23 protein-coding genes and 1 pseudogene are annotated in these 21,980 nt (G+C 54.3%); 12 read left to right on the top strand and 12 right to left on the bottom strand.

Features of this window, described 5'->3' with window-relative positions; all coding sequences use genetic code 11:
• Positions 1–14 precede the first annotated feature (14 nt).
• From nagA to AC27KL_RS13350, 7 genes are all read right to left on the bottom strand, one after another.
• The gene (gene nagA, locus AC27KL_RS13380) at positions 15–1,187 is read right to left on the bottom strand and encodes an N-acetylglucosamine-6-phosphate deacetylase (RefSeq protein ID WP_487170010.1); all 1,173 of its coding nucleotides are present in this window, start codon (positions 1,185–1,187) and stop codon (positions 15–17) included.
• Positions 1,187–1,912, bottom strand: coding sequence for a glucosamine-6-phosphate deaminase (nagB, locus tag AC27KL_RS13375; RefSeq protein WP_339323821.1), 726 nt, complete (start codon positions 1,910–1,912; stop codon positions 1,187–1,189). The genes nagA and nagB overlap by 1 nt, the downstream gene beginning before the upstream one ends.
• Positions 1,909–2,793, bottom strand: coding sequence for a MurR/RpiR family transcriptional regulator (locus AC27KL_RS13370; protein WP_340999854.1), 885 nt, complete (start codon positions 2,791–2,793; stop codon positions 1,909–1,911). The genes nagB and AC27KL_RS13370 overlap by 4 nt, the downstream gene beginning before the upstream one ends.
• Before the next feature lie 226 nt (positions 2,794–3,019).
• The gene (locus tag AC27KL_RS13365; protein ID WP_487170009.1) at positions 3,020–4,876 is read right to left on the bottom strand and encodes an FTR1 family iron permease; all 1,857 of its coding nucleotides are present in this window, start codon (positions 4,874–4,876) and stop codon (positions 3,020–3,022) included.
• Positions 4,877–4,904: 28 nt separating this feature from the next.
• A complete protein-coding gene (gene efeB / locus AC27KL_RS13360; RefSeq protein ID WP_487170008.1) occupies positions 4,905–6,197 on the bottom strand; it encodes an iron uptake transporter deferrochelatase/peroxidase subunit in 1,293 nt (430 codons plus the stop codon).
• A gap of 4 nt (positions 6,198–6,201) precedes the next feature.
• Positions 6,202–7,074 carry an iron uptake system protein EfeO gene (gene efeO / locus AC27KL_RS13355; RefSeq protein ID WP_487170007.1) on the bottom strand — a complete coding sequence of 291 codons (873 nt, stop codon included), beginning with the start codon at positions 7,072–7,074 and terminating at the stop codon, positions 6,202–6,204.
• Between the two features lie 190 nt (positions 7,075–7,264).
• Complete coding sequence (locus AC27KL_RS13350; protein WP_487170006.1) at positions 7,265–7,561, bottom strand: transposase; 297 nt, start codon at positions 7,559–7,561, stop codon at positions 7,265–7,267.
• A gap of 213 nt (positions 7,562–7,774) precedes the next feature.
• Between AC27KL_RS13350 and AC27KL_RS13345 the strand changes: the two genes are divergently transcribed.
• A complete protein-coding gene (locus AC27KL_RS13345) occupies positions 7,775–8,149 on the top strand; it encodes a hypothetical protein (RefSeq protein ID WP_487170005.1) in 375 nt (124 codons plus the stop codon).
• 814 nt (positions 8,150–8,963) lie between these two features.
• On the opposite strand, the gene AC27KL_RS13340 is transcribed toward AC27KL_RS13345, so the two are convergent.
• Both AC27KL_RS13340 and AC27KL_RS13335 read right to left on the bottom strand, forming a co-directional pair.
• Positions 8,964–9,188, bottom strand: a complete 225-nt coding sequence (locus tag AC27KL_RS13340; RefSeq protein ID WP_036649309.1) for a helix-turn-helix domain-containing protein — start codon at positions 9,186–9,188, stop codon at positions 8,964–8,966.
• 359 nt (positions 9,189–9,547) lie between these two features.
• Positions 9,548–10,009 (bottom strand): DinB family protein, encoded by a 462-nt coding sequence (locus tag AC27KL_RS13335; protein WP_339323828.1) that lies wholly within the window; start codon positions 10,007–10,009, stop codon positions 9,548–9,550.
• A gap of 133 nt (positions 10,010–10,142) precedes the next feature.
• Between AC27KL_RS13335 and AC27KL_RS13330 the strand changes: the two genes are divergently transcribed.
• The 4 genes from AC27KL_RS13330 to AC27KL_RS13315 all read left to right on the top strand — a co-directional run bounded on the left by AC27KL_RS13330 (position 10,143) and on the right by AC27KL_RS13315 (position 12,855).
• Positions 10,143–10,502: a hypothetical protein gene (locus tag AC27KL_RS13330; protein ID WP_339323829.1), complete on the top strand. Its 360-nt coding sequence runs from the start codon at positions 10,143–10,145 to the stop codon at positions 10,500–10,502.
• A gap of 78 nt (positions 10,503–10,580) precedes the next feature.
• Positions 10,581–11,330, top strand: a complete 750-nt coding sequence (gpmA, locus tag AC27KL_RS13325; protein ID WP_339323830.1) for a 2,3-diphosphoglycerate-dependent phosphoglycerate mutase — start codon at positions 10,581–10,583, stop codon at positions 11,328–11,330.
• Positions 11,331–11,442: 112 nt separating this feature from the next.
• The gene (locus tag AC27KL_RS13320) at positions 11,443–11,787 is read left to right on the top strand and encodes a DUF1904 family protein (RefSeq protein WP_487170004.1); all 345 of its coding nucleotides are present in this window, start codon (positions 11,443–11,445) and stop codon (positions 11,785–11,787) included.
• A 138-nt stretch (positions 11,788–11,925) separates the two neighbouring features.
• Complete coding sequence (locus AC27KL_RS13315; RefSeq protein ID WP_487170003.1) at positions 11,926–12,855, top strand: manganese-dependent inorganic pyrophosphatase; 930 nt, start codon at positions 11,926–11,928, stop codon at positions 12,853–12,855.
• A gap of 200 nt (positions 12,856–13,055) precedes the next feature.
• Here AC27KL_RS13315 and AC27KL_RS13310 read toward each other — a convergent pair whose 3' ends face one another.
• Positions 13,056–13,250, bottom strand: a complete 195-nt coding sequence (locus AC27KL_RS13310) for a hypothetical protein (RefSeq protein WP_487170002.1) — start codon at positions 13,248–13,250, stop codon at positions 13,056–13,058.
• Between the two features lie 280 nt (positions 13,251–13,530).
• Between AC27KL_RS13310 and AC27KL_RS13305 the strand changes: the two genes are divergently transcribed.
• Positions 13,531–14,427: a TetR/AcrR family transcriptional regulator gene (locus tag AC27KL_RS13305; protein WP_339323834.1), complete on the top strand. Its 897-nt coding sequence runs from the start codon at positions 13,531–13,533 to the stop codon at positions 14,425–14,427.
• 58 nt (positions 14,428–14,485) lie between these two features.
• Complete coding sequence (locus AC27KL_RS13300) at positions 14,486–15,715, top strand: MFS transporter (protein ID WP_487170001.1); 1,230 nt, start codon at positions 14,486–14,488, stop codon at positions 15,713–15,715.
• Between the two features lie 68 nt (positions 15,716–15,783).
• Here AC27KL_RS13300 and AC27KL_RS13295 read toward each other — a convergent pair whose 3' ends face one another.
• Positions 15,784–16,245, bottom strand: a complete 462-nt coding sequence (locus AC27KL_RS13295) for a hypothetical protein (protein ID WP_487170000.1) — start codon at positions 16,243–16,245, stop codon at positions 15,784–15,786.
• 313 nt (positions 16,246–16,558) lie between these two features.
• Here AC27KL_RS13295 and AC27KL_RS13290 point away from each other — a divergent pair.
• Together AC27KL_RS13290 and AC27KL_RS13285 are read left to right on the top strand one after the other, a co-directional pair.
• Positions 16,559–17,316 (top strand): annotated as a pseudogene (locus AC27KL_RS13290) (class I SAM-dependent methyltransferase).
• A gap of 18 nt (positions 17,317–17,334) precedes the next feature.
• Complete coding sequence (locus tag AC27KL_RS13285) at positions 17,335–18,318, top strand: MBL fold metallo-hydrolase (protein WP_487169999.1); 984 nt, start codon at positions 17,335–17,337, stop codon at positions 18,316–18,318.
• Positions 18,319–18,404: 86 nt separating this feature from the next.
• On the opposite strand, the gene AC27KL_RS13280 is transcribed toward AC27KL_RS13285, so the two are convergent.
• Positions 18,405–18,971 carry a phosphatidylglycerophosphatase A family protein gene (locus AC27KL_RS13280; protein ID WP_036713556.1) on the bottom strand — a complete coding sequence of 189 codons (567 nt, stop codon included), beginning with the start codon at positions 18,969–18,971 and terminating at the stop codon, positions 18,405–18,407.
• A gap of 261 nt (positions 18,972–19,232) precedes the next feature.
• Here AC27KL_RS13280 and AC27KL_RS13275 point away from each other — a divergent pair, with 261 nt between their 5' ends.
• The 3 genes from AC27KL_RS13275 to AC27KL_RS13265 all read left to right on the top strand — a co-directional run bounded on the left by AC27KL_RS13275 (position 19,233) and on the right by AC27KL_RS13265 (position 21,842).
• Positions 19,233–20,303, top strand: coding sequence for a GerMN domain-containing protein (locus AC27KL_RS13275; protein ID WP_339323837.1), 1,071 nt, complete (start codon positions 19,233–19,235; stop codon positions 20,301–20,303).
• A 139-nt stretch (positions 20,304–20,442) separates the two neighbouring features.
• Positions 20,443–21,201: a ribonuclease PH gene (gene rph / locus AC27KL_RS13270; protein WP_036713558.1), complete on the top strand. Its 759-nt coding sequence runs from the start codon at positions 20,443–20,445 to the stop codon at positions 21,199–21,201.
• Positions 21,202–21,203: 2 nt separating this feature from the next.
• Entirely contained in the window at positions 21,204–21,842 is a 639-nt protein-coding gene (locus AC27KL_RS13265; protein WP_339323838.1) for an XTP/dITP diphosphatase, read from the top strand.
• Positions 21,843–21,980 lie beyond the last annotated feature (138 nt).

The following is a 21,980-nucleotide window of genomic DNA, read 5'->3' as shown; positions in this document are numbered from 1 at the left end:
TAGGATGGAATTCATTAAAAGACCTGGCGTCCGCGTACCCAAACGCCCTGAATGTTCAAACGCTCATCCAGCATCAGCACATCCGCCTGCTTGCCGGCTTCAAGCGTCCCGGTCCGGTCTTCGATTCGAAGGCGTTTCGCCGGGTTGTAGCTGGCGATGCGCGAGGCATGCTCGACGGTCAATCCTACGGTTTCGACGAGGTAACGGAAACCTTTGATCATCGTAAGCGTGCTGCCGGCCAGGCTGTTCGACTCGCCTTTCAATATCGCGATGCCGTCCTTTACTTCTACGGGCAAATCGCCGATCGTATAATCGCCGTCCGGCATGCCCGCTGCGGACATCGCATCCGTAATCAGGATCAAGTTATCGTTTGTTTTCACTTTCGTCAAAATCGAAATGCACGCCGGATGCACATGGATGCCGTCGGCAATGATTTCGGCATGAATCCGGTCGTCGCTGAGCACCGCCCCGGCCGTGCCCGGCTTGCGGTGATGGATCGGCGTCATGGCGTTGAACGTATGGACGGCTTGGCGGAGACCGGCTTCTACCGCCGCTTCGACTTCCTCGTAAGATGCATCGGTATGGCCGAGAGCGGCGTTGATGCCGTGTTCGCTCATCCAGGCGATGGCCTCAAGCGCGCCTTCGCGTTCGGGAGCAAGCGTGACCTGTTTGATAAGTCCCGGATACTGTGTCTCCCAGGCTTCGAGCCATTCGACGTTCGGATGGACGATATGCTCGGGATTTTGGGCTCCGGGCCACTTCGGGCTGATGAAAGGCCCTTCCATGTGAACACCTTCAATCACGGCATAAGGCATATCCTGCTGCCTGTACTCGTGGACTTCCTTCAGCACCTTGTCGATGGATGCTTTAGGAGCCGTCATCGTGGTGGCAAGCATGGCGGTCGTTCCTTGGGAACAGTGGAAGGAGGTGATTTTGTCGAGCTCCTCCTTGCCGGAATACATAAAGTCTTCGCCGTTGCCGCCGTGAACGTGGACATCGATGAAACCCGGCACGAGATATCCTTCCGTTTTTTTGCCGGGATTCAGATGATGCAGGTGGTCCGGCAAATGCTGCACCTCGCCGGCATAAAGAATGGTGCCTTCATGGATGGCGACGACGCCGTCCTCGATGACGTTGCCCGGCACGACGACTTTACCGTACAACAATTGTCCTGAAGTTTCGCTCATCATAATAACCCTCCAGCTCCTTGATCCAGCAGCACGACGACGTTCGGATGGCATTGCAGAAGCGATGCCGGGCATTGGGACGTGATCGGCCCTTTCAAGGCGCGTTTGACGATTTCCGCCTTGTCTTCGCCGCGGACCAGCAGCAGGATTTGTTTGGCTTTTAAAATGCTACCGACGCCCATCGTGATCGCTTGCGTCGGCACGTCGGCCAAAGACGGGAAAAAGCGGGCATTGGCCGTGCGCGTTTTTTCCTGAAGCTCGACGACATGGGTGCCGCCGATCAGGCTTTCGCCCGGTTCATTGAACCCGATGTGACCGTTGTGCCCGAGTCCAAGAATCTGCAGATCGACCGGGCCGTTTTCTTCGAGCATGGCGTCGTATTTCCGGCATTCCTCCTCGAGGTCGGCGGCGTTGCCGTCAGGCACGTGCGTATTCTCCATTTTGATGTCGATGTGGTTAAAAAGCTTTTCGTTCATAAAGCTGCGGTAGCTCTCCGGATGCCCTTCAGGCAGGCCGACGTATTCGTCCAGGTTGTAGGTGGACGCTTTGGCGAAGCTGACCAGCCCCTGCCGGTTCATTTCAATCAGGCGCTGGTAGATGCCGATCGGCGAACTGCCCGTCGCCATGCCGAGAACGGACCTTGGTTTCGTATGAAGCAGGCTGGCGATGAGACCCGCACCGGTCGCGTTGAAGTCGGCCTCATGCTTGAAAGTATAGATGTTCATGCTTTTGAATAACCTCCTCTTGTTTTGCGGTAGTTCCGGACGTTTTGATAGGACTGCTCCAGCTTGGGAACGTATTGTCCGAACTGCTCGCTGCTCATGCCCATGAAAAGAATGTCAATGATATGAAGCTGGGCGATCCTCGAAGCCATGTCGCCTCTTCGCATGCCTTCCTCTAGGGAAGAAACGAAGAGGGGGATATCGGCCATGGATGCCAGCGTGTTGCTGCCGTAAGAAGTGAGCGTGATCGTTGCGGCGCCGCTGTCTTTGGCGCAGGACAACGCGCTGATCGTCTCCTCGGTCTCCCCGGAATAGGAGATGGCGATCGCCACGTCCCGGTCCGTCAGGGTCGACGCCGAAGTGATTTGCATGTGGGGATCGGCGAATGCGGTGCAGTTTTTCCCGATCCGGATCAGCTTCTGGTAAAAATCGAGCGCCACGACCGACGACGTCGCCACGCCGTACAAATCGATCCGCTGCGCATCGCACAGCAGCCGAATGGCTTGCGACAGCCGGTTCATGTCCAGAAGCTGCGTCGTATCCCGGATGGAGGTCAAATGGTTGGCTTCCATCGCTTCGACGATTTTGGATAACGGATTGTTGGCCACGATGTCCTGGTAAGAGGAAGCCTGGTTTCGTTCCTGCAGTCCCGTGTGGGCGAGTTCCGCCGACAGCTTGACCTTCAAATCGGGGTAGCCCTTCAGATGGAACACCTTGCAGAAACGGGTGACCGTGGCCGGACTGGTTCCGCATTGCTCGGCCAGTTCCTTGATCCCCATATGGACCACCTGGGCCGGGGAAGAGAGAATAAAATCGGCGATCCGGCGTTCCTGCGGGGACAGCTTATCTTTTTCCTGCGCCAGCGCATATAAGAACGGAGCCACGAAAGGACCTCCCTTTTGTACGACTTCATCTGAAGACGAGGTGTGAAAATTATTTTAATATTTATTTTTGATTGCAAGAAAATTATTTTTATCTCCCTCCCATCATAGGTCAAAAGTCTTCCGGTGACAAGGGGGGGACGGGATTTTTCAGGGCCGGTATTTTTTAAGAAAAAGAAAAAACCCGCGTTCGCGTGGAACTCGGGTAAAAGGGCGGGTAAAGTTATTGTTATTGGACGTTTCCGGCGCTGACGCGGGATTTTTTCGATCGGCCGATTTCCTGCCGCAGCACCTGCCAAATGATGTAGGCCAAAATGACCATTTGCGGGATGAACGTTTCCCACGTCGGATACATGCCGAGCCAGGAAACGGAAGGCAGCGACGGATCCGAATGGGCCGACAGTCGGCCTGCCACCTGAAGCGAATGAATGCTGTCCCCAAGGAAGCGGAACACGAGGTAATAAATCAGCAGCGTCGCGACCAGGAAAAAGGCCCGGATCGGCAGCGCAGCGCTGAGCGCGATGATGGCATAACCCAATACCGCGAGGATGGCCAGCGCTATGACGACGCCGAGGATCAGCTGAAACATCGGCATCGACGGTGCCATGCCGACGTAAAAAATCGTCGTTTCGGCACCCTCCCTTACAATGGCCAGCAGGGCTACGGCAAACAGGGACCATAGGCTGCCTTTCGCCAACGCCTGGTCCATTTGCTTGCCGACATAGCGGTTCCAGGCTTTGGTGTTCGATTTGTTGTGCAGCCATTGCCCGACAGTGATCATCATGACGACGGCGACCAGTCCGGTAATGCCTTCGATCAGCTCGCGGGCGCTGCCGGAAGCGGCTTTGGATATCGTATAGGTCAACACGACGGCGAGCAGCAGCGACAGCGCCAAACCGGTTCCCGCGCCCGACCAGATGAATTTCCGCCCTTCGGCGTGACCGCTTCGTTTCAGGTAGGAAAGCAGCGCGGCAATGACGAGAATGGCTTCCAGCCCTTCCCGGAGCAGCACGAGCGCGGCGTCCCAGGCGGTATAGCTGTGGCTGCCGGCAACCTCCGCAAGGGAGGACTGCATGTCTTCGATAACTTGGAGCGCTTCCTGACTGCGGGGAGGCGTCGAAAGAAGGTAACCGGACACCTCGGACATCTGATTTTCCACTTGGGTATACAAAGACGGGGACGACACCCGGACCTCGCCTTCCACGGCGGGCCAAGACGCGATGAATTGGTTCATGCTGTCCGCGGCTTGGGCGGTTTGGCCGTCCGCGGTTTGCTTGCGTGCCGTCTCGAGCACGCCCAGCAGGTCGGACAACGAATGGATGCTTTCGTTGCCGTCGCCGGCCAGCCGGACTTTTCCGTTTGCATAATCCGTCAACAGCGCAATCAGCTTGTTCATTTGCTGTACGGCCTGGTCTTCGCGGACGGGATCCGCTTGCAGCGCGATGCGCACCAGGCTGATTTGGGTTTCAAGCTGCCCGTAGACGACAAAGTTGTCGCTGCGGATCGGCGTCTCGCTTTTTGGCCAGGCATCGACGATGTTTTGATAGCTCGACTTGGCTTTGGCCCAATCCTTTTGCTCCATGGCGGCAAGGCTTTCCTCAGCAAAAGGAAGCAGCTTTGCGGCCGATTCCGCACCGCCGGAAGTTTGGCGGCCGCCTTGCCGCTGGCCGGAAGCGGCCTCGACGTAAGCGTTGACGGCTTTGGCTAGCGCCGACAACGCCTGCTTGGCCCCGGCATCCTCCTGCCGGAGCTTCGACTCGGCCTCGGCCAGGGCCGCATCGACCCGTGCCGTCAGGTCGGCCAAATCCTTGCCGCCGTTTTGCTTCAAGGCGGTCCAATCCGTTTTAAACTGTTCCAAATCTGTGGACGCTTCTTTCCACTGTTGTTGACCGCTTTCCACCAGCGCGCTGCCGACGGCGGGGAGGAGCCGGTCCAGGGTGGAGGTTTGACCGGTTTCGGCAAATGCCGGGGCCGCCACCAGATGGAAAAACATCAGGATGGCGAGCGCCAACATGGCCGTCATGCGGGGTTTGCTTCGGCGGCTGCGTTTTATGTTCGTCTGGTCGTCATGGCGTATGGACCGCATTGGCATTAGTCTCCTTCAAAATCAATTGTTAAAACAAGGTATCCCCGATGTACCCTCCTTGGGCGGCTCCGGGGAAGCAGGCAAACGCGGCGCTGCCCACGTGCAAAATGTATTCGTTCAAGCGGTCGCTTTTCGCCAATTTTTGCTGCAGGGGGACGAATTGCTTGAACAGGTCCCGCTGATAGCTGATAAACAAAAGCCCGGCGTCGAGCTGACCGGTTTTGATGTCCATGCCTCCGGAATAAGAGTAGGAGCGGCGGAGAATTTGAATGGAGCCGTCGCCCCTCGCCAGCGCGACATGGGAATCCCGGGGGATGTACGGTTTGCCGCTTTCGTCCGCGGCATTCAGATCGACCGGATCGAATTCGTTTTTCGCGCCAAGCGGAGCCCCGCTGGAACGGTAACGGCCAAACGTCTCCTCCTGGTCTTTCAAGGTGGATCGGTCCCATACCTCGATGCGCATGCGGATCCGGCGGACGGCCATATAACTTCCTCCAGCCATCCATGGGGCTCCGTCGCCGCTTTGCGCCCATACGATCCGGTTCATTTCCTTTTCGTCGGCCACTTGGGGATTGGCGGTTCCGTCCTTGAAGCCGAGCAGGTTGCGTGGCGTGCTTCCCGACGGGTCGGCCTGGTTCGTCCGCTGAAAGCCTTCCTGCACCCAGCGCAGGACCGCTTTTCCGCGCGCGATTCTGGCCAGGTTGCGCACGGCATGAAATGCGACCTGCATATCGTCCGCGCATACCTGCACGCCAATGTCGCCACCGCACCACTCGGGTTCGAGCTGATCCCCGTTAAATGCGGGCAGTTCTTTGAAGGTCGGCGGCTTTTTCGCGGCCAGGCCGAACCGGTCGTCAAACAGCGAAGGCCCTGCGCCGAACGTGATCGTAAGCCGGGAAGGGCTGAGCCCGGCCGATTCGCCGGTGTCGGTCGGCGGAAGGTTGCCATTGCCGCTTTCCTCGCCCACCGGTTGGCCTGCGGCCATCGCCGCGGCGGCGGCGGTCCAGGCCTGGAACAGCTTTTTCAGCGATGGCGCGCCGCTTGTGGTCACGTCAAAGGCTGCAAAGCAGATGAAGTTTTGCACAGGCGTGATGATGCCGGCTTGGTGCGCTCCGTAAAAAGGAATGGAGTCCTCCTCTGTGGAGACGGTTCCGGCGGCTTTCGTCTTGCGCTTGTTCTCCGTCGTCAGCAGCGTTCCGATCGCGCCGCCGCCGAGAAGAAGGCCAAGACCGCCGGTACCCGCCAAACGAAGGACATCGCGGCGGGTCATCGGTTTTTTCAGGATAGAATCGTCGTTTGAAGGCAGATGCTTTTCCGGCATGTCGCTACACTCCCAAAATCTTGCCCATATTGGACAGCGGTTCGGCCAATGCGTCAAGGTTTTGGCTGAGCTTGCGGATTTCGTCCTGCTTCAATGCCGTGTAGTCGACGTAACCGTCGCCTTTTTTGAACGCATTCAGCTCTTTCTGCAAGGCGGCAAAACGCGTTTCGATTTCTTTTTCCAACTCCGCGTCTTTTTTCGCCAGTTCGGGCTTCAATATTTCATAAATTTTCTGCGCCCCTTCAACGTTGGCGGCAAAATCGTACAGATCGGTATGCGAATAAAGCTCTTCCTCGCCGGTGACCTTGGAGGAGGACACTTCATTCAGAAGCTCCACCGCGCCGGTGACCATCAGGCTGGCATCCAGATCGATCGTTTCGATTTTGGCGCGCAGCAATTGGGCGTCCTTCAGCAGCTGGTCGGCGAACCCTTCCGTTCCGGCCGTCGTTTTGTCTTCCCACAGCGCCTTTTCGATCCGGTGGAAACCGCGCCAGTCGGCGGCGTCGACGTCATTCACCCGCGCATCGATATTCGGGTCCAAATCGCCGAGCGCTTCGGCTACCGGTTCGATCCGTTCATAATAAGCGCGCGCAGGGGCGTACAGCTTTTTCGCCTCTTCCAGCTTGCCGGCTTTGACCGCAGCCGTGAATTTTTCGGTCTCCTTGACGAAAAGATCGCACTGTTCGACCGCAAAAGTCCGGTATTGTTCGACGCTGGCGGAAAAGTCGGCCGCAGGGGCCGTATTCGTTTCAGCGGCCGCAGGCGCAGCAGGCGTCGCGGACGCGGGATCGGCGTCCTGGTTTTTTTGCTGCCCGCATCCGCTGAAGAGAAGGGAAGCGGCGAGAATGCCGGTTGGAAGAATGACGTTGTACTTCAAGAAAAAGCAGCTCCTTTTATATGGAAGTTTTGATTTCGGTTATAATTGATAATGATTCTCAGTTATATGCATGGATTAATAATATAGAGGCTCGGGATTGCTGTCAATACATATTTTTTGGCTAAACATGCGGCGGGCCCGCAAAAAAGCCCTCGCTGCATACATGCAGCCAGGGCGGGGGGAGAGCCGATCATCGGCGACGCATATGGACCCATAACCCGGCAAGCATCCGGTAGGGGACGTATAACCCGAGGTAAGCGCCCGCAACGAGAAACCAAGGGTTAAGCAGCAAATGGTGGACGTCCGTGGTCAGAACGGTCCCATGGAGGATGTTCCGGTACACATCGGCCGCGAGGATGGAACCGGTGATATAAAAAGATAGCAGCGCAAGCAAACTCCATATCCAACGGAACCCGCGGTTTAACGCAGCCAGGACCGCCATAACAAACGGAACCGCAATAAAGCCGGCGATCAGCCAAAACAGCAATGCCGTGCACCTCCTTCCAGAGTCTATTCTCGGCAGGCACGCAGCGGTTTAAACTCCCGGCTCCCGGGAGAGAAGCCCGCTCGATCACGGCATATTCTATGAAAACAGAGGTGAAAATATGAAAAAACCATCATTTTCATTGGATCGTTTGTCTTATACCGATTTATGAAACCCGAATAGAATATATCAATCTTTGAAAAGGAGTTGATATATTTGGCAAACCGTGATGTACGCCTTGCCCTTTGGTCCGGCATCAATTTTTCGGGCCGCAGAATTGTATTGAGACGTGGAGGTGTCGCAGTCCGGGATCTTGGAGCGTTTCGTTTTGACAACGTGCTTTCCAGCTTCCGTCTAAGAAACCGTGTGCAGCCTTCTCAAGTTACGCTTGTTTTGTTCTCGCAGGTGAATTTCCGGGGAGCTTTCCGCGTGTTCCGCGGCAGCCAAAACGTAGCCAACCTGGGTTCCTTCAACTTTGATAACGTCACGTCTTCGCTCATTTTGGTCGGCCGCAACCTAACGAACGCCGAGATTGCCGAAATCCAAAGAACAGGCAGACCGCCTCAAGACATTCTCATCGTAAGACAGTAATTGCAGCACAAAAAAAGGGTGCCCTTGCGGCACCCTCAGTTCATGGAGAAATTCATTATCCTCTGAAATGTCTACGGAGGCACAGGGTTAGATCACTGTGCGTAAGCTGTTCTCAAATTCTAACGGTTGTGACAGCGCCTATGTGGCTTCAAATGGTTCTCTGTAAGTTCTAACGGTTACCAATGGGGTTATTTGCAAGATTACCATAAGAAGTTCCACCATAATGCCCAAATAACGTCAACCAGAACCGTTAAAATATCATAACCTACATTTTCCCGGCATTAACCTCTGTGGCAATCGTTAGAAATTTACTTTCCTACTTTGACTTGCCTCCTCACCTCGACTACATCTCCTCGCGTCCAATTGTACCCTCGATTCCCTACGTCTCCTCACATTCAATTGGTCTCCATGGTTCCTTATATCACTTTGCGTTCAAGGTCTTTTTACTGGACTGTCAATAGTAAATCAGACAACTTTTTTAAGGAGCTTTGCTTTGGCCTTTTAGCAAGTGCAAAGAAAAAAAGAGAAACCCAGCGTCTCCAAGGCGTGGGTTTCTCGACAGCCTGAGGGTGCCCTTGCGGCACCCTTCCTTGCGTGAAATGAACCGGATGATGTTCGTTTTCGACGTTTGAGCGGATCTCTTTCGGCCCATTTGCGCTTATGGCCGTTCCCATCAAAGGCAAAAACGGATCCCTGCTTCTGGGCTGGTCCCGCAGCTTTGCAACAAATAGGAACGACAAAATAAAGAACCTCCTGTCATTCCTTCCCCAAAAGGAAGACATGCTACAGAAGGCCAAGGCATTTGAGGGCTCGATCAGATCTTTAATTCCCCGAGCTTGATCAGCTCGACGACGGCTTGAGAACGGCCTTTCACGTTCAGTTTCTGCATAACGTTGGAGATATGGTTCCGCACCGTTTTCTCACTGATAAACAGTTGACCGGCGATGTCACGGGTCGTTTTATCCTGAACAAGCAGTTCGAACACTTCACGTTCACGGTGAGTCAATAAAAATTTGCTCTTATGATCGTTCCCCTTCAATGGTGTCACCCCTCCTTGCTCGGGTTTGTATGGTATAACAAGGTAAAGGGATACAGTCAACTCATATTATGTAAGGTCCGGGGCAATGGTGTCGTTGCGGCCAAAAAATGGGCTTGCGCCGTTCAATACCGCCTCAAGCTACGATAAGACGATTCATAATATGTAAAGCAAGATCAGAAATCCCCCGAAACAAAAAGAAAAAATAGAAAATACTGTAAAAACCGATTTACTAAAAAGACGTGCTATGTAATAATATGGATACCAAAAATACCCTGCTTTTTGGAAAGCCAGGGTATTTTAGTCTTTTATATGATTTTAGAGGGCGTTGTTCGGATGTCGGCTGGATGGCCGCACGCGAATTACGCGAGCACTCGGAGCATGGCGTTGATCATGCCGTAATGGTAGTTTTCGTGCCCGAGGTTCACGATGAACGCTTCGCGGACGGTTTCGGCTTTGGCGAAATTTTCTTTGACAGCCAGCGGTTCGTCAAGTTTCCCTTCGAAGGTGTCGGCCACAAGCTTGCATTGTGCCGTCAGCTCTTGAATCAGCGTATCCCAAGCGGGAGGTTCGCCGTTCCAATCGGCCGGTTTCGTGCCATTGCCGAAAAAGGATTGGTAATTTTCAGGCACGACGGCATCCTTGCCGGCAAAACGGAACAAAATGCCGCTGGTGACGGTCAGCAGATGCCCGAGCTGCCAATGAATGTTGTTGTTGAAGCCTTGCGGGACAAGCATGCGTTTGTCTTCCGGAAGTTGTTCAACCTTGCTGATGATCGTGTTGCGGTTTTTCTCCATCAGCGCGAATAAGTAAGCGTCTCTCATGTGATGTTCCTCCTTACGATATGTAACCTCCATTCAATTTTACAGTAGACGGGCATGCAGGGCAACCGATGGCCCCGCGGGAGGAAATAACCTTATTTAAGCGGATTTTTTTGGATAGGAAGGAAGAAGCGATTTGGATCAGAAAAACAATGTATTTATGTTGGTATTAAGCGGCATCATGATGATTGTTGTCATTTGCCTGGTCATTATGATCGTCAAGCCGCAGCCGGACGCTGCGTCCCATTTTACGGGAAGCATGGAAACCTACGCGCATGGCATCAACATTCCCAGTTTTCCCGACGAGATGAACATCACGACGAAAGGGGAGCAAATCGTATCCCTCGGCGCCAACCGTTTCGCCGTCATTGACAACAATCCCGATTCGAGCAATCACGGGACGATTCTCATTTACGAATATGACGAAAAGGCGCGCAAGATCCATTTTCTCGCCTCCGAGAATTACGTCGCCCGCATGAATCAAAGAACCGAATAACGGTTAAATAATGAAGATGGCCCATCACGGCCCATTGCAGCGAATAACCGCTGCGTCAGCAAGGGAGGCATGCTTGAGATGTACAAGGTCGTATTGGTAAGGCACGGGGAGAGCGAATGGAACCGGGAAAACCGGTTCACGGGTTGGACGGACGTCGACCTGACGGAAAAAGGCGTCCGCGAGGCGATCAAAGCGGGGGAACTGCTCAAAGCGCTTCCGTACGAAATCGACATTGCATTTACGTCGGTTCTCAAAAGAGCCATTAAAACGCTGGATTACATACTGGAGGCAAACGATCTGCTTTGGGTTCCCGTCCGCAAAAGCTGGAAGCTCAATGAACGGCATTACGGCGCGCTTCAGGGGTTGAACAAGGACGAAACCGCCCAAAAATACGGGGAGGAGCAGGTGCGGCTGTGGCGCAGAAGTTATGACGTGCCCCCGCTGAAAATCACCGCCGAAGACGAACGCTATCCGAAAAACGACCGGCGATACGGGAAACTCACCGACAAGGAAATTCCGCTCGGAGAAAGCCTCAAGGATACGATCGCCAGGGTCGTGCCCTATTGGGAAGCGGAGATCGTCCCGCGCATCAAAGCCGGGGAACACGTGCTTGTCGTGGCCCACGGCAACAGCCTGCGGGCGCTCATGAAAGTGCTGGAAAACATCGGCGACGAGGAGATCGTCGACCTGAACATCCCGACCGCCGTGCCGATCCTGTATGAGCTGGATGACGATTTAAAGCCGCTGAACCGGACGTTTCTCGGCGACCGTGAACGCGTGCAGGAGAAAATCGACGTGGTGGCCAACCCGTCCAAAATTATGGAATAACGTTGGCAAGGAGGGGTCCCCGTACGGGAGGTGACTCCTCCGGTGTTTTTGTGTTACGGTATATAGTGCCTAATGCGCAGTAACACCAACTTCAGGAAAGAAGGGAAATGCAGTGCCTTTTGTCAGATTTACGGGGTTCGAAAAAAACGTGGTGGAGGCCGTCTCGCCCGCGATCGTCGAAGAAATGGCAGCCATCGCCAACATTCCGCAGGAGATCGTCAAAATCGAGCTTTTGCATGTGGAAAAAATCACAAACAGCCCGCAGTCGGTTGAAATCTATATGTTTCCGAGAGAACAGGGAAAGCATGACGCCATCGCCAAGATGATCGACGGGCATTTGAAGCGCCACGGCTTCGACCGCGCGCATATATTTTTCGTTTTGCTGCAGCATTCGCTGTATTATAAGGAAGGCGTGCCGTTAAGCGAAATTCCGAAAAATACCGTTCCCGAAGCCTGACCCGCCGATTTGAAATAAATCTCTGTAAAGGAATTGGAATATTAACGAATTACCGCTATAATCGAAGGTAGAAACGAAGACATTTCTGGAATGTCTGTACTTTATTACATCAATAATCAATAAGGAGCAATGAAACTCATGGCCAAAACTTTGATTTTCGGACATAAAAATCCGGATACGGACACGATTACTTCAGCGATTGTTTACTCCTATTTGAAAAACCAGCTCGGATTTGACACGGAAGCCGTGCGTTTGGGCAATGTGAACGGCGAGACCCAGTACGCGCTGGATACGTTCAAGGTCGAAGCTCCGCGCCTTGTGGACAAAGTGGCGGGCGAAGCCGGCGAAGTCATTCTCGTCGACCATAACGAACGCCAGCAAAGCGCCGACGACATCGACCAAGTACGCGTGACGGAAGTCATCGACCACCACCGCATCGCGAATTTCGAGACAAGCCATCCGCTTTATTACCGCGCGGAGCCTGTCGGCTGCACGGCCACCATCCTGAACAAGCTGTTCAAGGAAAAAAATGTCGCGATTCCGAAAGAAATCGCGGGACTGATGGTATCGGCGATCGTATCCGATACGCTCCTGCTGAAATCGCCGACCTGCACGGACGAAGACGTGGCTGCTGCCCGCGAGCTTGCCGACATCGCCGGCGTCAAACTGGAAGAATACGGCCTTGACATGCTGAAAGCCGGTGCGGACATGAGCAGCAAAACGATTGCCGAACTCATCTCCCTCGATGCGAAAGAATTCCAAATGGGCAGCCACAAGGTGGAAATCGCCCAGGTGAACGTCGTGGACACGAACGATGTCCTTGGCCGCCAAGCCGAGCTGGAAGACGCCCTGAACGGCATCATCGCCCAAAAAGGCCTCGATCTGTTCGTCTTTGTCGTCACCGACATCCTGAACAACGACTCCGTCGCCCTGGCGCTCGGCAAAGCCGCTTCCGCCGTGGAAACGGCATACAACGTGAAGCTGGAAAACAATACGGCCGTGCTGAAAGGCGTCGTATCCCGCAAATCGCAAATCGTGCCGGTTTTGACCGAAACGCTCAGCAAATAATCAAGATTGAATCATGGCAGGCGCTTGTCCCATCGGCGGGACGGGCGCCTTTTTCAGTGCCCGGGCCCCGCGCAATGCATCCGCAAAGGGCCGTGGCCAAGATCCCTTATCGGAATTTTTTCCATGAAAAAACCTGTTCATGGCTGAACAGGTTGGTTTGATAAGTTCTGCCGTTCTGGTTGAAGGGATTGGCATTAGGGTTACTGGTCTTCGTCTTCCTCAGAATCTTCCTCGGAATCTTCCTCGGAATCTTCTTCGGAATCTTCGTCCTCATCGTCGGAATCGAATTCGATTTCGGATTCGTCTTCCTCTTCTTCGTCGTCTTCCTCGACGTCTTCGATTTGAGACTCTACCTCTTCGTCGGACAGCAGCAGTTCTTGTTCAAAGTTTTCCATTGATTAATCCCTCCATTTTATACACTTGAATCGTAAGTGCACTTTCAATATATCATTTGTCTCTCAAAACGTTTGTCGGAAGATGTGGCCGCAAACGGATTATTTTCCGCTATTTTCTGCCAGAAATCGGGCCGCTTTTAACCCTTGTCGAAATTGAAAACTTTCTCTTGACGGGGAGGAAGCGAACGGTTAAAATCTCGATAAAACTATATCGTTCAGTTGCAAAACCATATAGTTTTTTCGAGGGCGGCAAGAAACCAAGAGGAAGTGAAAACAAGCCATGTCCATTGACCGTAAACAGGAGATTATGGATGCAGCCATCCATATTTTCGCCCGGAAGGGATTCAACGGTTCAACCATGCAGGATATCGCCGAGGGTTGCGGCATGTCCAAAGCGACGCTGTACCAGCACTACAAATCGAAAGACCAGCTATTGCTGTCCATATTCCATATGATCAACGACCGGCTTTACGTCAAACTTCAGGCCAGCATGAACCGCGAACACGGCGATTCGGCGGACAGCCTGAGACAGCAGATCGAGCTGCAGCTTCGCGAATCTTTGGCGAACCGGGATTTGATCCGGATGCTGATCACGGAAAACCCGAATGCGTATACCGAAGAGGTCGTGAAAGCGTCGGGCTCGATGCGCGCGCGGATGATCCGGCACTTCGAGCAGATGTTCAAACAAGTCTACGGGCCGGAGATCGAGCCGTATGCGGTGGAATTGGTTTTTTCGATGTTCGCTCTGCTGGAGCAGTTCAGCGTGCTGATCATCTTGGAAAACGTGGCGATCGACATTACCGAGCTGTCCCGTTATATATTGAAGCTGCTGGGATATATGGCGGAAGGGTTGATGGGCGATAACGGCGTCAAACCGATCCTTGGCGTGCATAACTACCCCGAATATTTGCTGTGCGAAATGCCGGAGCCCGAGACGGACAATGTGGAAAACCTGATTTGCCGGTTGTACCGTAAAGCCGATTGCCTAGGGGAATCGGGAAAAAAAGAGCAGGATATCCGCAATTCGATCCTGATGCTCGACCATGAGCTGAAAAGCTCTTCGCCTCGGCGCATAATCGTGCAGGGGATGCTGCATAACCTGCTGCAGGTCGGGGCGCTCTCGGAGCTTGCCGGCCGCTTGGCCGCGCTGCCCGGCATCAAACGTTATTTAGATTAGAGATGCAAGGATTTAGAGAAAGAAAAATCCGTAACGAGGAAAAGGAGAACTATACTTCATGTCATCCGGTTCAAAAATAAACAGGTCGCTGTACGTACTGATGATTAATATGTTTATAGCCATGCTGGGCATCGGGCTGGTCATTCCGATTTTGCCCAAACTGCTGGAGGATTTCCACGCCGGGGGAACGGCTGCGGGATATTTGATTGCCGCCTCGGGACTCACGCAGTTTCTGTTTTCGCCGCTGGCCGGCGAATGGGCCGACAAATACGGCCGCAAGCTGATGATCGTGTTGGGGCTGGGCTTGTTTACGGTCTCCCAATTTATGTTTGCCGTCGCCAACGTCATGTGGATGCTTTACGCTTCCCGTTTTTTGGGCGGCATCGGCGCCGCGATGATGATTCCGGCCATGATGGCTTACGTCGCGGACAGCACGACGGAGGAAACGCGCGGCAAAGGTTTGGGGCTGCTTGGGGCAGCGATGTCGCTAGGATTTGTGATCGGCCCGGGCATCGGCGGTTTTTTGGCGGATCTCGGCCTGCGCGCGCCGTTTTACATTTCGGCTCTCGTGGCGGCGGTCGCCACCGTCCTGTCTTTTTTCATGCTGAAAGAAACGCTGTCGGTGGAACGCCGTCAGGCAGCCAAAGCGTCGCAGCAAAAACGCGAAAGCATCTTGAAACAACTGGTCGCTTCCGTGAAGGCGCCGTATTTTATCTACTTGATTCTCGTATTTACGCTGACCTTCGGTCTCGTCAATTTTGAGGCGGTCTTCAGCCTGTACGTCGACAACAAATATGCGTATACCACGAAGGAAATTTCCGTCATCATCACGGTCGGATCGCTCGTCGGCGTCGTCATTCAAGGCGCGGTGATCAACAAGCTGCTGCTTCGTTTCGGCGAAAACAAGCTGATCAACGTGTCCTTCCTGGTGTCGGCAATGATGATGGTGTTGATGCTGCTTTCGGGCAACTTCTGGTACAACATGCTGCTGATCCTCATCTTCTTCACGTTTACGTCCATCATGAGACCGGCGATCAACACCGCTTTGTCCAAAATGGCCGGGCCTGAGGAGCAGGGATTCGTCATGGGGATGAACAACGCCTACATGAGCCTTGGCAATATTTTTGGGCCGGCGCTCGCCGGCATTTTGTTCGACGTTCATATGAATCTGCCGTATTCCTTCGGGGCCCTCATTTTGGTGCTGAGTCTTGTGTTGTCTCTGACCTGGGGCAAAAAACTTTCGAGCATACGCAAGCAAAAGCTGGAGACGGCCGGCACGCAGGGGTAACATAAAAATAGACTTTATTCATGGCAAAAAAGCCCGGATTGTTCCGGGCTTTTCGCTTTGATATAGGATTAATCCAAGCTTTTGGACTCTATCGTCCGGAATATGGTTGAGTACGTGGTTTTGACGTTGGTTTCGTTTTCGGTGTCATTGTACAATCCGAATCCCCATTGCTTCTCTTCATCTTTTGGCGTTCGGTAATAGCCGGCGGCAAACCGAAGATCGTTTGCGCTTGGAGCGTCATCGTAAGATACGTCCTCTTCCATGTACATTGGAAGCAGTTTGTCGATCTGAATAAAGATAAAGGGGAGGCCTGCTTCTTGATAAGCTTTCTTATACTGAGGCGCATAGGCCTCGCGAAAATAATCCTTCATAATAAAGACGGCGTCGAACCGCGATGGCAGCTTCTCCGGATTTTTGGCCATCTCCTCCAGCCCTAAAGGCACAAAAGAGACGTTTGTTTCCCTCACTTCAGGCGCTTCTCCGATGATGCCGATGGTTAAGGGCTTTCCTTCGTAAAGCGGTCCGTTCATCGTGTTACGATCGGCGCATCCGCCCAATAGAAACACACAAAGAAGCAGGAGCAGCCAACATTTTTTCGTTTGAATAAATATCCCTCCGCAATTTCATCGATATGTATCTATAACGTTTTTTGTCGCCCGATGTTACGCCTGAACGGCCAGCAGAACGAGCCGTTTTCGCCTTGGCAAGATCGGGAAGATGCATTAAGCTGAATGGTAGGATGCGAGCGGGAGCCATTTTTTGAAGATCCGGCCGCCTGGGTACAATAGGATCAACCGCGGTTAAGTAATACATAAACTGCTATCGTCTCAGGAGGCCGCCATGATCAAAGACTGGTACGAAAAAAGTTTCGGAGAAGACTATCTGCTCGTTTATAAACACCGGGATGCGGAGGGCGCGGCCCGGGAGGTCAAAAAAATGATCTCCTGGCTGGATTTGCCTCGAAGCGCCCGGGTGCTTGATTTATGCTGCGGAACCGGCCGCCATGCGCTTGCTTTGGCAGACAGCGGCTACCGCGTGAGCGGCGTCGACCTGTCGGACGTGCTGCTCCGCGAAGCGCGGAAATCCGACGACCGCGGGCGCGTCGAGTGGCATCAGGCCGATATGCGCAGCCTTCCGCTTGACGAGGCTTTGACGCGGTGCTGAATTTGTTTACGTCCTTCGGCTACTTCCGCGAGGACGGGGAGCAGCTGAAAGTTCTGCGGGAAATTTACCGGATGCTGAAGCCCGGAGGCCGGTTCATCATTGATTTTATGAATTCCCCGTATGTCCGCTCCCATCTGGTGCCGGAATCAGAGCGGGAGGCGGAGGGGCAGCGGATCGTCGAAAAACGCCGCATCGAACGCGATTTCGTCATCAAAGACATTACGATTACTCCCCTGCAAGGGGATGGCGCTCAGCGCCAGTATCACGAACGCGTCAAGCTGTATACGCTGGAGCAGATGAAGCAAATGCTCGCGGATGCCGGTCTGGCCGTGGACGAAGTCCATGGCGGATACGACGAAGACGAAGGCTACGAGGAGCACACATCCGAGCGGATGATCTTCGTCGGACGCCGCCCGCAAAGCTCCAAGCAAGCGTGAAAAGAGGTTTAATCCAAAGTGAACATGCCGGAGATAACGGATCATTTAAACGGAATCATTCAAGTCAAAATAACGATGTCCTTTCCGCTGCGCTGGGTAAACAGCTATTTGTTGCCCGGACCCGATGGGATGACGATCGTCGATCCGGGGCCGCGGACGCCCGGGAACGAGGAAGAATGGAAAAAAGCTTTTGCGGAGCTGGGAATCGGGCCGGCCGACATCCGGCAAATCGTGCTGACGCATCACCATCCGGATCATCTCGGCTGTGCCGGGTGGCTGCAGGAGCAGTCCGGTTGCCGGGTATGGATGTCGGAACGTTCTTACCGGGAGGCGCAGCTGATGTGGGGACCGGGTTCGACGATGAACCGGGATTTGCCGGCGCTGTTCCGCGGCCATGGCATGCCGGAAGAATGGGCCGGCCAGCTGGAAGCCCATCTGAATGGATTTATCCCGCAGGTTACCCCGATGCCCGAGGTCGGTTTTATCGATGCAAATCGGCTTTTGGCCATGGGCGGGCGCCGGTGGCTGCCGATGGAAACGGCGGGCCATGCTCCGGGGCATCTTTCCTTTTACCACCCGGAGACCGGCCATCTGATTTGCGGGGATGCCGTTCTGCCGCAAATTTCCCCCAACGTCAGCCTGATGCCGGGCAGCGATCCGGAGCCGCTTCAATCGTTTATGCAAGGGCTGCTGAAGCTGAAAACATTGGAGGTCTCTACCGCTTACCCGGGGCACCGCAACCCTTTTACGCATTTCGGAGAGCGGCTGGAGGCGCTGCTGCTGCATCATGAAGAGAGGCTTGCCAAGATGGAGCGTCTGCTGGAGGAAGCTCCCGCCACGGGGTTCGGGCTTTGCGTTTCGTTGTTTGGCACGAAGCTCGGCATTCACCAGATGCGTTTTGCGATGTGCGAAACGTTGGCGCATGCCCGGGAGCTTGAACGCAGAGGACGGATCGAATCATGGACGGGCGAAGGCGGCGGGACCTATTTCCGCCTTGCGTGATCCATAATCGAAAAGGAGCCGCCCCGGGGTCCAAGACCTTTCGGGACGGCTCTTTCTAAGTTCGCTCCGGCAACGCCGGCTTGGTTTTAATCCTCGGGAAGCTCCGGTTCGGGCTCTCCGTTTTGGCGTTCGCGTTCGGCTTGTTTCCGGTGCGCGATCCGGCTGCTTGCCGCCGCGGCAATCGCGCCGACGATGTCATCCAGGAACGTGTTCGTTTCGCCGGTGCTTTTGTCGTTCAAACGTTCCAGGATACCCGGCTTCAGCTTGTCGATGTAACCGTAGTTGGTGAAACCGATGCTGCCGTACACGTTAACGATGGAAAATGCCAATATTTCGTCCACGCCGTACAAACCTTCGTCATTGACCAGCATTTCCTGCAGCGGGGAAATCAGCTTGCCTTCTTCGGCGAGCACGTCCAGCTGGATGCCGGTCAGCACCGCGTTTTGCACCTCGCGTTTGGCAAGAACCTTTTCCACGTTGTCCAAGCATTCCTGCATCGTCAGATCCGGATAATATTTGTTTTGCAGGAGCATGACAAGCTCCGCGATTTCTTCCACTTTGACGCCCCTTTTATGCAGCCATTCCCGGGTAGCGCTGGCTACCTTCCGGCTGTTCAGGCTGTAAGGTATTTTTTCGTTGTTCGGATCACTCATCTTATCCCCCCGCTGTATGCTTATCGTAATAGTACGATTGTACGTCCCTCTCCTAGGGTTTGTCCAGTTTTAACCAATTATGTATTCGGTCCCGGGCTTTTTTTATACTTTTCCGGCCTTTGTCGGGGCACCGCGCAAATCCTTAAAGGAAGGCCCTGTTTTGCCGCGGATTTTTATTTGGACCGGCTGTTATTTTTTGCGGCAGGGGCTCGTATACATGGTAGTACAAACTGTACAAAATGATTAGGAGGAACCATCAATATGACGAAGGCTAAAAAAATTCGCGGCATTTCGGTTGCCGGATTGCTGGCTGTACCTGTGTTGTTGTCCGGATGCAGCCTCTTTGGTTCACAATCTTCCATGGACATCGACAAGCCGCCGGTCGACATCGAGCAGCAAATGCTGAACATGGCGAACGGCCCGGCCTCGACGAACAACGGGGAGCAAACCGGTCCCAAAACGACGGTCTATTTGGCCAACGATAAAGGGCTGCTCGCCCCCGTGTCGCTCGGCATCCCCGAAGCAAAAGACCAGGACAGCCTGAAGCAGGCGCTTACGGCGCTTGTCTCGGGAGGAGCCTATTCCAAATACGTGCCTAAGGGATTTGCGGGCATCCTGCCGAAAGGAACGGAGATTACGCAATTGTCGGTGGACAAGGAGCAAAAAACGGCGGTCGTGGAATTCAACGGCGCTTTTAACCAATATAATCCGCAGGATGAGCGCAAAATATTGGAGGCCGTCGTTTGGACGGCAACCGGATTCCCGGGCGTGCAAAAAGTGGAGCTGTGGGTCGAAGGCCAGCGGTTGACGGAAATGCCGCAGAACAAAACGCCAATTAATCAGCCGCTCACGCGGAGCTTCGGCATCAATCTGCAAAAATCCGACGGCGCCAGCCTGACGAATTCGACGCCGGTGACGGTCTATTTTTCGACCATTACGCCGGACGGCACCTATTCTTATTACGTCCCCGTCACGCGGCTCGTTCAGCCCGGGCAAGACAAGGTAAGCGCGGCGCTGCATGAGCTGATTGCCGGCCCGCAGCAAAACGACGGCCTCGAGATGGTCATGACGCAAGGCACGTCCGTGGATTCGGTGAAAACCGAAAAAGACGGCACGGTGACCGTTTCGCTGAAGGACGACATGTTCGCAAAAGAGGATCCGATTCCGGATGAGCTGCTCCAATCCGTCGTGCTGACCGTGTCCGAAAACGCCAACAACGCGAAGGTCAAAATCGACATGAACGGACAGACCCGCATTACAGGCATCAGCGATACCCGGGATTACAGCAAGCCCGTTTCCAAACCCGAGTACATCAATGAGATTCCGCTGTAAGCGCCTTTCCGGGGTGCTTTTATGCCGACACTTTGATAAAATAAAACTTGCTATCGTATAGATGGGCTGAAAAACGGCCGAAAAGCCGTCTTCAGCCCGTTCTATATCACAGGACGCGCAAATGTAGGAGGCAGAAAACATGAGATCAAACGGACGCGGCGAAAGCCAGCTGAGGCCGATGAATTTAACAGTAAACGTGAACAAATACGCCGAAGGCTCCGTGTTCATCGAAATGGGGGACACGAAAGTATTATGTACCGCAACGGTAGACGAGAAGGTGCCCCCGTTTTTGAAGGGACAAGGCAAGGGCTGGGTAACGGCGGAATATTCGATGCTTCCCCGCGCGACGCAATCCCGGAACCAGCGGGAAAGCGCCCGCGGCAAGCTCACCGGCCGGACGATGGAAATTCAGCGGCTGATCGGCCGGGCCCTTCGCTCCGTCGTTGATCTTCGCGCACTCGGCGAGCGGACCATTACGCTGGATTGCGACGTGATTCAGGCCGACGGCGGCACCCGGACGACTTCCATCACCGGCTCCTTCGTGGCGCTGGCCATCGCCGTAAGCAAGATCGCGGAGCAGCACAGGCTGCCGGCGTTTCCGATTACGGACTTTTTGGCTTCGGTCAGCGTCGGCATCGTCAACGGCGAGCCGATGTTGGATCTGAATTATGAGGAAGACTCGACGGCCAAGGTGGACATGAACATCGTGATGACCGGCGGCGGCGCTTTTGTCGAGCTGCAGGGGACCGGCGAGGAAAGCCCGTTCACCCGCCAGGAGCTGAACCAGCTGCTGGAGCTTGGGGAACGGGGGATATTGCAGTTGATCGAGAAACAAAAGGAAGCGCTTGGACCGATCGCCCTCATGATTGGCTCGGGCCAATCGGGAAGAGAGGTTTAGGAATGAAGCTGGATCAAGATCTGATTATCGTCGCGACCCGGAACCAGGGGAAGGTTAAGGAATTTGAGCATGCTTTCGCGAAACTCGGCAAAAAAGTCCAAAGTATGTTCGACTATCCGGAGCTGCCGGAGGTCGTGGAGGACGGCGAAACCTTTGCCGCCAACGCGCTGAAAAAAGCCAAGACGGTCGGGGACGCGCTTGGCCTGCCGGTACTCGCGGACGATTCCGGCCTGTGCGTGGACGAGCTGGACGGGCGCCCGGGCGTCTATTCGGCGCGTTTTGCCGGGGAACATGCGACGGATCAGGAAAATAACGAAAAGCTGCTGCGGATGTTGGAGGAGAAAAAAATGGGCGACGATACGCAGCAGCCGCTGCTAAGCACCGCCCGTTTCGTCTGTACCCTCGTCCTGTACGACCCGGCAACCGGCGCCCACCTCGAAGCGAGCGGGGACGTCGACGGCTGGATTACGGACGAGCCTGCCGGATGCGGCGGATTCGGTTACGACCCGCTTTTTTACCTGCCGGAATACGAAAAAACGATGGCCGAGCTGTCCGTGGAGGAAAAGCAGGCCATCAGCCACCGGGGGGCCGCTTTGCGGAAATTGATCGGCATGCTGCAGGAGCAGGAATCGAAGGTTTAAGCCGGCGTCATAAGCTTAAAGCGTAAAGGAACCACGGTGAGTCGGGTTTGCGGCTGCCGTGGTTTTTTTTGCGCATGGACATGGCCGGCATGATATGATTTGACCATAGAGCTTTTTCAAAGCATGGGAGGTTAAGGA

It is taken from the genome of Paenibacillus sp. YAE3 (genome assembly GCF_057546105.1).
Note: the sequence above shows the minus strand (reverse complement) of the source record. Positions and strands in the feature narration are given on the sequence as shown.

Bases quoted from the DNA above. Each gene is read 5' to 3' on its own strand.
- efeB (WP_487170008.1), bottom strand. From the start codon at position 6,197: ATGCCGGAAAAGCATCTGCCTTCAAACGACGATTCTATCCTGAAAAAA.
- gpmA (WP_339323830.1), top strand. From the start codon at position 10,581: ATGTACAAGGTCGTATTGGTAAGGCACGGGGAGAGCGAATGGAACCGG.
- AC27KL_RS13280 (WP_036713556.1), bottom strand. From the start codon at position 18,971: ATGAGTGATCCGAACAACGAAAAAATACCTTACAGCCTGAACAGCCGG.
- AC27KL_RS13265 (WP_339323838.1), top strand. From the start codon at position 21,204: ATGAAGCTGGATCAAGATCTGATTATCGTCGCGACCCGGAACCAGGGG.
- AC27KL_RS13335 (WP_339323828.1), bottom strand. From the start codon at position 10,009: ATGAGAGACGCTTACTTATTCGCGCTGATGGAGAAAAACCGCAACACG.
- AC27KL_RS13305 (WP_339323834.1), top strand. From the start codon at position 13,531: ATGTCCATTGACCGTAAACAGGAGATTATGGATGCAGCCATCCATATT.
- AC27KL_RS13275 (WP_339323837.1), top strand. From the start codon at position 19,233: ATGACGAAGGCTAAAAAAATTCGCGGCATTTCGGTTGCCGGATTGCTG.
- rph (WP_036713558.1), top strand. From the start codon at position 20,443: ATGAGATCAAACGGACGCGGCGAAAGCCAGCTGAGGCCGATGAATTTA.
- nagB (WP_339323821.1), bottom strand. From the start codon at position 1,912: ATGAACATCTATACTTTCAAGCATGAGGCCGACTTCAACGCGACCGGT.
- AC27KL_RS13315 (WP_487170003.1), top strand. From the start codon at position 11,926: ATGGCCAAAACTTTGATTTTCGGACATAAAAATCCGGATACGGACACG.
- AC27KL_RS13300 (WP_487170001.1), top strand. From the start codon at position 14,486: ATGTCATCCGGTTCAAAAATAAACAGGTCGCTGTACGTACTGATGATT.
- AC27KL_RS13310 (WP_487170002.1), bottom strand. From the start codon at position 13,250: ATGGAAAACTTTGAACAAGAACTGCTGCTGTCCGACGAAGAGGTAGAG.
- AC27KL_RS13365 (WP_487170009.1), bottom strand. From the start codon at position 4,876: ATGCGGTCCATACGCCATGACGACCAGACGAACATAAAACGCAGCCGC.
- nagA (WP_487170010.1), bottom strand. From the start codon at position 1,187: ATGAGCGAAACTTCAGGACAATTGTTGTACGGTAAAGTCGTCGTGCCG.
- AC27KL_RS13295 (WP_487170000.1), bottom strand. From the start codon at position 16,245: ATGAACGGACCGCTTTACGAAGGAAAGCCCTTAACCATCGGCATCATC.